7 protein-coding genes and 1 tRNA gene are annotated in these 9,847 nt (G+C 70.3%); all 8 read left to right on the top strand.

All coding sequences use genetic code 11. The features are described 5' to 3' along the window. Positions 1-486: 486 nt before the first annotated feature. The 8 genes from Q4C85_RS10795 (at position 487) to Q4C85_RS10760 (ending at position 9,683) form a co-directional block, all read left to right on the top strand. Positions 487-3,477: a UPF0182 family protein gene (locus tag Q4C85_RS10795; protein ID WP_303142013.1), complete on the top strand. Its 2,991-nt coding sequence runs from the start codon at positions 487-489 to the stop codon at positions 3,475-3,477. A gap of 131 nt (positions 3,478-3,608) precedes the next feature. After that, positions 3,609-3,685, top strand: a tRNA-Met gene (locus Q4C85_RS10790). 167 nt (positions 3,686-3,852) lie between these two features. Further along, positions 3,853-5,313 carry a cytosine permease gene (locus Q4C85_RS10785; RefSeq protein ID WP_303141991.1) on the top strand — a complete coding sequence of 487 codons (1,461 nt, stop codon included), beginning with the start codon at positions 3,853-3,855 and terminating at the stop codon, positions 5,311-5,313. Then, entirely contained in the window at positions 5,310-6,167 is an 858-nt protein-coding gene (locus tag Q4C85_RS10780; protein ID WP_303141989.1) for a purine-nucleoside phosphorylase, read from the top strand. Before Q4C85_RS10785 ends, Q4C85_RS10780 begins: the two co-directional genes overlap by 4 nt. 33 nt (positions 6,168-6,200) lie before the next feature. Next, positions 6,201-6,596, top strand: coding sequence for an MmcQ/YjbR family DNA-binding protein (locus Q4C85_RS10775; protein WP_303141988.1), 396 nt, complete (start codon positions 6,201-6,203; stop codon positions 6,594-6,596). A 121-nt stretch (positions 6,597-6,717) separates the two neighbouring features. Beyond that, positions 6,718-8,145: a class II fumarate hydratase gene (fumC, locus tag Q4C85_RS10770; RefSeq protein ID WP_303141985.1), complete on the top strand. Its 1,428-nt coding sequence runs from the start codon at positions 6,718-6,720 to the stop codon at positions 8,143-8,145. A 219-nt stretch (positions 8,146-8,364) separates the two neighbouring features. Continuing rightward, positions 8,365-9,168: a nitroreductase family protein gene (locus tag Q4C85_RS10765; protein ID WP_303141984.1), complete on the top strand. Its 804-nt coding sequence runs from the start codon at positions 8,365-8,367 to the stop codon at positions 9,166-9,168. Between the two features lie 125 nt (positions 9,169-9,293). Next, positions 9,294-9,683 (top strand): DUF1304 domain-containing protein, encoded by a 390-nt coding sequence (locus Q4C85_RS10760; RefSeq protein ID WP_303141983.1) that lies wholly within the window; start codon positions 9,294-9,296, stop codon positions 9,681-9,683. Positions 9,684-9,847 lie beyond the last annotated feature (164 nt).

Below are 9,847 nucleotides of genomic sequence, written 5' to 3'. Positions count from 1 at the left end.
CCCTCGGAGAAGCCCTCGGAGAAGTCCGCTGGGGAACCCACGGACAACCCGGCAGGGCAGAGCACCGACGATGCCGGCGACTCCGACTCGGCGGCCGGCTCCCCGCGCGGCGGCACAAGCCGGGAGGACCGCGTCCGCGGTGGGTTCTTCCTGAACGACAACTCCTCGGAGCGGGAGCGCCGCGAGCGGCGCGAGTCCGGTGACCGGGGTACCTCCTCGACCAGGGCGGGATCGAGCGCCCCGCGGAACCCGGGCAAGAAGGACCCCGACTCGGAGCGGTCGGATCCCTCGTCGCGGGACGAGGGGCCGGGCCAGCGCGGCTTCGACCCCGCCGCGCTGTTCGGCCTGGGGGGCGCCCGCTCGCCCTTCGGGACCCGCGGCTCCCGGCCGGGTCCTGGGCGGCCCGGTCGTTCCGGGGCCGGCGGGAGCGGGGGTGAGCGGGCCACCGCCAGGGGCGGTGGGCGCTCGCGGCCCGGACCGTTGGCGATGACGATCGGCGTCCTCGTGGCGGCGGGCATCATCCTGCTCTTCCTGTCCCAGACGTGGACCGAGGTGCTGTGGTTCGACCAGCTCGGCTACTCCCGGGTCATCTGGACGCAGTGGATCGCCACGGGCGTCTTGTTCGTCATCGGCTTCCTGCTGGCCTTCGGGGTGATCTTCGCGGCGATGACCGGTGCCTACCGCAAGCGGGAGATCGCCCTGCCCCAGGACGAGGCGACGAGGAACCTGGAGGGGTACCGCACGGCCGTCGAGCCGATGCGCCGGACCCTGACCTGGGCGGTGCCGACGCTGCTGGGCGTGCTGGGATCGGCCTGGGAGTTCGCCCCGCACTGGAAGGCGGCGCTTCTGGCGGTCAACGCCCAATCCTTCGGCGTCAAGGACCCCCAGTTCGGGCTGGACGTGTCCTTCTACGTCTTCATCCTCCCGGTGCTCCAGATCCTCGTGTCCTTCCTGTCGCGCGTCGTCGTCTTCGCGGGCCTGGCCAGCCTCGTCGTGCACTACCTCTACGGCGGGGTCTCGGTGTCCGGCAACCGTCACTTCACCCGTGCCGCGCGGGTCCACCTCGCCGTGTTCCTGGCGGTCTTGGCCCTGCTCCAGGGCGTCGCCTACTGGCTGGGCCGCTACAGCGCGCTGTACGCCTCGAACACGAAGTTCGACGGGGCGGGCTACACCGATATCAACGCCGTCGTCCCCGCCAACGCGATCCTGGCGGCGATCTCGGTGGTCGTGGCCGCCATGTTCCTGGTCTCCCTGAGGTCGAGCTCGTGGAAGCTGCCGGTGACGGGGGTGGCGGTCATGATCGTCTCGGCGCTGCTCATCGGCACCGCCTACCCGGCTGTCGTGCAGAAGTTCGTTGTCGACCCCAATGCCCAGCGCGAGGAGGCCGTCTACATCGACCGCAACATCCAGGCGACGCTGGCCGCCTACGGTCTGGACGATGTCGAGACCACCGCCTATGACGCCAAGACCGACACCGAGGCCGGCCAGCTGCAGGCTGACGCGGAGTCGACCACCTCGATCCGCCTGCTGGACCCCAACGTCGTCTCACCGACCTTCCGCCAGCTCCAGCAGAATAAGCAGTACTACACCTTCGCCTCCTCGCTCAGGGTCGACCGTTACCAGGTCGAGCAGGAGTCGCGCGACACGGTCATCGCCGTGCGCGAGCTTAACCTCGAGGGCACCGCCCAGTCGACGTGGATCAACGACCACACCGTGTACACCCACGGCTACGGCGTCGTGGCCGCCTACGGCAACACGGTCGCCTCGGGTGGATTCCCCTCCTTCTGGGAGGGGGGCATCCCCTCGGCCGGTGACCTGGGCGAGTACGAGCCGCGGATCTACTTCGGACAGGCATCCCCCTCCTACTCGATCGTGGGCGGTGACGACGGCGGCACGCCCCGGGAGTTGGACTATCCCGATGACTCGGCGCCCTCGGGACAGGTCAACACGACCTTCGCCGGCGACGGCGGCCCTGATGTGTCCAACCCGTGGAACCGGCTCATGTACGCCCTGAAGTTCCAGGAGATGAACATCCTGTTCTCCCAGGAGGTGCGCGATGGCTCGCAGATCCTCTACGACCGCAACCCGGCCGAGCGTGTCGCCAAGGTGGCCCCGTGGCTGACCCTGGACGGCAACCCCTACCCGGCGGTGGTCGATGACGACGACGACCCCTCGACCCCCAAGCGCGTGGTGTGGATCGTCGACGGCTACACGACGACGAACAACTACCCCTACGCCCAGCACGAGTCCCTCGAGGACTCGATGAGCGACGCCACCACTGGTTCGACGCTGCTGGGGGCGCCGGAGGAGTCGAACTACGTGCGCAACTCGGTCAAGGCGGTCGTCGACGCCTACGACGGCGAGGTGACTCTCTTCGAGTGGGACGACACCGACCCGATCCTCGACGCCTGGCAGGCGGTGTTCCCGGGCACGGTCACCCCGATGAGCGAGATGAGCGCCGACCTCATGGCCCACATGCGCTACCCAGAGGACCTGTTCAAGGTCCAGCGCACGGTCATGGCCAAGTACCACGTCACCGACCCGGAGGACTTCTACTCCGGTGGTGACTTCTGGAAGGTGCCCGACGACCCGACCCAGCCGGGTGACAAGGCGCAGGCCCCCTACTACCTCACTCTCCAGATGCCCGGGCAGGATCAGGCCAGCTTCTCCCTGTCCAGTGTCTACATCATCGGCGGCAACACCGACCGCAATGTGCTCACCGGCTTCATGGCCGTGGACTCCGAGACCTCCAGCGGCGAGCCGGGGGTGAGGAACCCCGACTACGGCAAGATACGGCTGCTGGAGCTGCCACGCTCCTCCAACGTGCCGGGGCCGGGCCAGGTCCAGGGCATCTTCGACTCCAACACGACGGTGTCCCAGACCCTCAACCTGCTCAGCCAGCAGGGCTCGGAGGTCATCAAGGGCAACCTGTTGACCCTCCCCGTGGGTGGGGGGCTGCTCTACGTCCAACCCGTGTATGTCCAGGGGTCGACCGGAACGAAGTACCCCCTGCTGCGCAAGGTGCTCGTGGCCTTCGGCGACCAGGTGGGCTTTGCCGACACCCTCTCCGAGGCGCTCAACCAGGTCTTCGGGGGCCAGTCGGGGGCGACGACCGGGGAGGAGGTCGTCGACGGCGACGCCGGGGCGGCCAATGACACCTCCGACCCCGAGGCTCAGGCGGAGGCGAGCGCTCAGGCGACGGCCACCGCGGCGCCAACAACGGAGCCGACAACGGCACCGACCTCCCAGGCCACGGCGGCCCCCACGGCCGGGGCCACTGGGGCTGCGACCCCGGGGGCGGCCACCGGTGACCCCCAGGCCGACCTCGATGCCGCACTGGCGGATGCCCAACAGGCCATGACCGACTCCGACACGGCGATGAAGAATGGGGACTGGGCCGCATACGGCGAGGCGCAGACCCGTCTCAACGACGCGTTGAGCCGTGCGGTCGATGCCCAGGAACGCATGGGTGGCTGAGGCGCCGGCACTGCCGGCTCCGCCGGCCCCACGCGGGGCCGGCGGGGCCGGCGGCTCACACCTCGGTGAGCAAGGGCACGCCCGGACGGCTTGAGGACCGCGGCGCGGGGGACTACTGTTGTCTTCACCGACGCGGGGTGGAGCAGTTCGGTAGCTCGCCGGGCTCATAACCCGGAGGTCGCAGGTTCGAATCCTGTCCCCGCTACCAGTCCAGAGGCCTCGGTCCCACCAGGGACCGGGGCCTTCTGCGTGGCTGTGGCGGCGCTGGCGGCGCTGCCCGGCACGTAGGGCGCCGACACCCACGCAACAGCCACGTCCGTCGCGGGCGTAGACTTTCGCCGAGCCAGGCCGCCCGCAACGACCAGGAGGACACCGGTGCCCGCCGTCGAAACCCCTGCCACCGCCCCGCCGGACCCGGCTCCGCGCATCGAGAACGCGGGCCTGGACGTCATCGCCGAGTCCGAGCGCAAGGGCCGGCCCCGCGACCTGTTCATGCCCTGGTTCGCCGCCAACATCTCGGTGCTCGGGCTGTCCTGGGGCTCGTGGGTGCTCGGCTTCGGCCTGTCCTTCGCCCAGGCGGTGGCCGCCTCCATCATCGGTGTCGTGGCGTCCTTCGGCCTGTGCGGCGTCATCGCCGTCCTGGGCAAGCGCGGCTCGGCCCCGACCCTCGCACTGTCGCGCGCCGCCTTCGGTTACAACGGCAACCGACTGAGCGCGGCCATCTCCTGGATGCTCACGGTGGGCTGGGAGACCGTCCTGTGCGTGTCGGCCTCGCTGGCCTCGGCCACCGTCCTGCAGGCACTGGGCTGGCACAACGAGCTCGGCGCCCAGGTCGTCGGCTTCGTCGTCACCGTCGCCCTGGCCGCGTCCGCCGGCATCCTCGGTTTCGAGGCCATCATGAAGGTCCAGACCTGGATCACCTGGGCCACCGGCGTCCTCACCGTCATCTACCTCCTTCTCGTCGCTCACCGCATCGACCTCGAGGCCCTCGGTGCGCTGCCTTCCGGCTCAGCGGCAGCCTTCACCGGCGCACTGGTCATGGTTGCCACCGGTTTCGGCCTGGGCTGGGTCAATGCGGCGGCCGACTACTCCCGCTACCTGCCCCGCTCGGCCTCGGCCCGCGGCGTCATCGGCTGGACGACCGCCGGGTCGGCGCTGCCCGTCGTCGTGCTCGTCGTCGTCGGGGTCATGCTCGTGGGCTCCGACCCCGAGCTCGGCACGGCCATCGACTCGGACCCCATCGGGGCCCTGACCACCATCCTGCCGACGTGGTTCCTGGTGCCCTTCGCCCTCGTGGCGATCCTGGGCCTGGCCGGCGGCATCATCATGGACCTGTACTCCTCGGGGCTGTCGCTGCTGGCCACCGGCCTGCCGGTCAAGCGTCACGTGGCCACCGCCCTGGACGCCACCATCATGACCGTGGGCACCATCGCCGTCATCTTCGGCGCTGAGGACTTCCTGGGCCCCTTCCAGGGCTTCCTCACCACCCTGGGCGTCGTCATCGCCGCCTGGGCGGGCGTCATGATCGCCGAGGTGGTCCTGCGCCGCCGCGACTACGACGAGCAGGCGCTGTTCACCCCCGAGGGCGTCTACGGCTCGGTCAACTGGGAGGCCATCGCCCTGGTGGTGCTCGGCTCGGTCCTCGGCTGGGGCCTGGTGGTCAACTCGGCCGCCTCCTGGCTGTCCTGGCAGGGATACCTCCTGGGTCCCCTCGGCGGCAGGGAGGGGGCCTGGGCCTACGCCAACCTCGGGGTGCTCGTGTCCCTGCTCGTCGGCCTGCTCGGACACCTGCTCCTGGGCCGCTCCCGGGTGGCGACCCAGGAGGGCCGCGCATGAGCGGCGGGACGGTGGCCGCGGGCGCGGGCGACGCCGTCGGCCCCGGGCTGCTGGCCGCGCTCACCGAGTCGGCGGGGCCGGAGGGCCCCGGCCCTGCGCTGGACGCCGCCCACCAGATCGCCCGCCGCACCGGGGTCGAGCGTCACGACCTGCTTGTCATCCTGGGCTCGGGTGCACAGGCGGCCCTGGAGACCTGGGGGGAGCCGACGGCGCGCCTGCCCCTGTCGGACCTTCCCGGAGTCCCGGCCCCCGTGGCACCGGGGCACCTGGACCGGCTGGCCTCCTTCCACCGCCGCGGGCGGCGCGTGCTGGTGGCCCACGGGCGCACCCACCTCTACGAGGGCCGCGGCCCCGCCCCGGTGGTCGCCCTGGGCCGGGCCGCCGCGGCCACCGGCGTGCGCGCCGCCGTGCTGGTCAACGCCAACGGGTGCCTGCGCGACTGGCGGATCGGTGAGGTCATGACCATCACCGACCACATCAACCTCTCAGGCGCCTCGCCCTTCGACGGGACCGTGTTCGTCGACCTGCGCGGCACGTGGGACGCTGAGCTGGCCGGGGTGCTGGCCCCGCGCACGCCGCGCCACGGCACCTACGCCATGGTGCGCGGGCCCGAGTACCAGACGATGGCCGAGACCCGACTGCTGGCCGGGCTCGGCGCCGACTGCGTGGGCATGTCCACCGTCCTGGAGGCGATCGCCCTGCACCAGCTGGGAGTGCGGGTGGGCGGCCTGTCGGTCGTCAGCGACCTGTCGCTGTCCGACGAACCCACCGACCCAGAGGAGGTCATCCGCCTGGCCGCCGCCGCCAACCCCGTCCTGGCCGCCGCCGTCGAGGCGGTGCTCGACACGCTGTGAGCAGGTGGGCGAACCCATGCCATGATCCACGACATGAACGGCGATGACCTGCACGAGGCCGCCCGGCAGGCGGCTCTCAGCCTGCCCGGCTCCGAGGCCACCTGGCCCTTCGGCCCGGAGCACGAGGTCTACAAGATCCGCGGAAAAGTCTTCGCCCTGCTCACTACCGTCACCGGTGTCGAGATGGTCACTGTCAAGGCCGACCCCGAGGATGGTGAGGCGCTGCGGCGCCAGTACGCGGATATCGCCCCCGGGTACCACATGAACAAGCGGCACTGGATCACCTTGACCCCCGGGGAGGGCCTCGCCGTCGGGCTCGTGGGGGAGCTGGTCACGATCTCCTACCTCCTGGTGGTCGAGGGGCTGCCGCGCACTCGGCGCCCGGTGGACCCCGCCGTCTACGCCCGGGCGGCCGGGCTGACGGGATGAGCCCGGGCCCGTGTGCCATAAGTCCCGATCTCGAGGTGCCATAAGTCCCGATCTCGCGGTGTCATATGTCCCGATCTAGGCGGTCTGGGCGGTGGGGGGACCGGGCCGATAACCTGGTGCCATGGCACCTGAGACCAGCACCAGCGCGACGACGCGCACCGAGTCCGACTCCATGGGCACCGTTGAGGTCGCCTCCGACCGCTACTGGGGCGCCCAGACCCAGCGATCCCTCACTAACTTCGACATCGGCCGCGAGACCTTCGTGTGGGGCAGGCCCATGATCAAGGCCCTCGGCGTGCTCAAGAAGTCGGCCGCGCTGGCCAACGCCGAGCTCGGCGAACTGCCCCGCGACATCGCCGACCTCATCGCTGCGGCCGGTGACGAGGTCATCGCCGGTGAGCTCGACTCCCACTTCCCGCTCGTGGTCTTCCAGACCGGTTCGGGCACGCAGTCGAACATGAACTCCAACGAGGTCATCTCCAACCGGGCCATCGAGATGGCCGGCGGGCTCATGGGATCCAAGGCGCCCGTCCACCCCAACGACCACGTCAACCGGGGCCAGTCCTCCAACGACACCTTCCCCACGGCCATGCACATTGCCGTGGTCAGCGAGCTGGCGGCGATGTACCCGCGGATCACGCGGCTGCGCGACACCCTGGACGCCAAGGCCAAGGAGTACACCGACGTCGTCATGGTGGGCCGCACCCACCTTCAGGACGCCACGCCCATCACCCTGGGGCAGGTCTTCTCGGGCTGGGTCGCCCAGATCGACTTCGCCCTGGACGGCATCCGCTACGCCGACTCCCGCGCCCGCGAGCTGGCCATCGGCGGCACGGCCGTGGGCACCGGCCTCAACGCCCACCCGGACTTCGGCGCGCTGTGCGCCCGGAAGATCTCCGAGGAGACCGGCATCGAGTTCACCCAGGCGGACAACCTCTTCGCCGCCCTGGGCGCCCACGACGCGCTCGTCCTGGTCTCCGGGGCGCTGCGCGTCCTGGCCGACGCCCTCATGAAGATCGCCAACGACGTGCGCTGGTACGCCTCGGGCCCGCGCAACGGCATCGGCGAGCTCGTCATTCCCGAGAACGAGCCGGGCTCCTCGATCATGCCCGGCAAGGTCAACCCCACCCAGTGCGAGGCCATGACCATGGTGGCCACCAAGGTCTTCGGCAACGACGCGACCGTCGGCTTCGCCGGAAGCCAGGGCAACTTCCAGCTCAACGTCTTCAAGCCGGTCATGGCCTGGTGCGTTCTGGAGTCCATCCAGCTGCTGGGCGACGCCTGCGTGTCTTTCGACGAGCACTGCGCCTACGGCATCGAGCCCAACCTGGAGCGGATCCAGGCCAACCTCGAGACCAACCTCATGCAGGTCACCGCTCTCAACCGGCACATCGGCTACGACAAGGCCTCCAAGATCGCCAAGAACGCCCACCACAAGGGACTGTCCCTGCGCGAGTCCGCCCTCGAGCTGGGCTTCGTCACTGACGAGGAGTTCGACGCCTGGGTGGTTCCGGCCGACATGACCCATCCCTCGGCGGCCCAGGGCTGAGCCCGCAGGCCATGGCGCCCCGCAGTCCGTCGCCAGGCGGCCTGCGGGGCGGCCTCCTGCGCCCGTCGGGGGAGAGGGCGGGGTGGAGTCGCCGCCCCAGGGCGGCCAGGAATGCGCGGCGGCCCATCGTGGTTGGTCCGGGGTGGAGGCGACCGGACCCGTTGCCGCCCCGCCGGCCTCGCGGTCGGCCCACCGCTCACACCCCGAGGACGAATGACGATGACCCGCGATACCCGTCCCGATCCTGAGCCCGCCAACCCTGTCCTGGCCCTGCTGCGCGAGCGCCGCTCCGTGCGGGTCTTCTCCGGGGAGCACGTCGCCGACGAGGACCTCGACCAGATCCTCCTGGCCACCCGCCAGGCGCCCAGCTCGATCAACGCTGAGGGGCTGAGCCTGGTCGTCGTGCGCGACCCGGAACGGATCCGGGCGGTGGCCGAGATCGCCAATGGCCAGCCGCAGGTCGCCGGGGCCGACGTCGTCGTCGTCTTCGTCATCGACTACCACCGCACCGAGCAGGCCGCCCAGCTCCACGGGCGCCGGCAGGTCATCGAGGCCAGCGCCGAGGGCGTGCTCGTGGGCGCCATCGACGCCGGGATCGCTCTGGCCACCTTCCAGACCGCCGCCCACAGCCTGGGCTACGCGACAACCGCCATCGGCGGCATCCGCAACAACCCCGCGGGCCTCATCGAGCTGCTCGGCCTGCCCCGCGGCACCTTCCCCGTCGTCGCCTCAACCCTCGGGGTGGCCGACCCCGACAAGCTCCCGGCAGTCAAGCCCCGGATGCCGATGGGCTCCTACGCGATGGCCGAGCGCTACGACCCCCGGGCGGTGGCCGACGGCGCTCGCGCCTACGATGAGATCCTGCGCCAGTGGTGGGACGAGCAGGGAATGACGCGGATGCCGACCTGGTCCCAGGACACCTCGATGCGCTACTCCACCTACTACTACCCGACGGTGGCCGCCACGATGGCCGCCCAGGGATTCCGCTTCCTCGATGGGCCGCAGGAGGATGCCGCGGGCTGAGCCCGCCCCGCTTCCGGTACAGACCGATTGTCCTGACGTCCCACCGCAATTCTCGGCGGACCGGAAACCTGCCCGGCTCGTCGGTCTGTCCGGATGATTGATGGAGATACTCACAAGGAGAACCCATGCTCGTTGCCGGACTCGTCCTCGCTATGCTCGCTGCCGGGCTCCACATTCTCATCTTCTACATGGAGTCCATCGCCTGGGAGGGGCCGCTGGCGCGACGAACGTTCGGAGGCACGGTCCAGGAGGCCCGCCTGCACGCCTTCTATGCGTTCAACCAGGGCTTCTACAACCTGTTCCTGGCGCTTCAGACTATCGTCGGCGTGGCCCTGACGGTCATGGGGCACACAGCGGTCGGTGCGGCACTCGTACTGGCCGGGACTGGCTCCATGTTGGCAGCCGCCCTCGTTCTGGCCCTCGCCTTGCCCCCGCACCGGTCCGCGGCGGCCAAGCAGGGGTCCTTCCCCCTCCTGGCCGTGCTCGCCACGGTGGCGGCGCTCCTCGGGGCGTGAGCGGGGCCGCCGCCACGGTCAAGTCCCTTTGGGTGGTGTGACTTGGGTGGCTGGGGGCAGGTCAGGCGGTGAGGGGGAGCTGGAGTGTGCTGCTGTCGTGGTGGTCGGTGAGGGTGTGGATGAGTTTGCGTAGGCCTTCAGACCGGGGTGGGAGTCGCTGGTGA

This window comes from Actinomyces sp. (assembly GCF_030524025.1).
Taxonomy (GTDB): domain Bacteria; phylum Actinomycetota; class Actinomycetes; order Actinomycetales; family Actinomycetaceae; genus Actinomyces.
The sequence above is the reverse complement of the archived record's forward strand: the minus strand, read 5'-3'. Positions and strand labels throughout refer to the sequence as shown.

Bases quoted from the DNA above. Each gene is read 5' to 3' on its own strand.
- Q4C85_RS10795 (WP_303142013.1), top strand. From the start codon at position 487: ATGACGATCGGCGTCCTCGTGGCGGCGGGCATCATCCTGCTCTTCCTG.
- fumC (WP_303141985.1), top strand. From the start codon at position 6,718: ATGGCACCTGAGACCAGCACCAGCGCGACGACGCGCACCGAGTCCGAC.
- Q4C85_RS10765 (WP_303141984.1), top strand. From the start codon at position 8,365: ATGACCCGCGATACCCGTCCCGATCCTGAGCCCGCCAACCCTGTCCTG.
- Q4C85_RS10780 (WP_303141989.1), top strand. From the start codon at position 5,310: ATGAGCGGCGGGACGGTGGCCGCGGGCGCGGGCGACGCCGTCGGCCCC.
- Q4C85_RS10775 (WP_303141988.1), top strand. From the start codon at position 6,201: ATGAACGGCGATGACCTGCACGAGGCCGCCCGGCAGGCGGCTCTCAGC.
- Q4C85_RS10760 (WP_303141983.1), top strand. From the start codon at position 9,294: ATGCTCGTTGCCGGACTCGTCCTCGCTATGCTCGCTGCCGGGCTCCAC.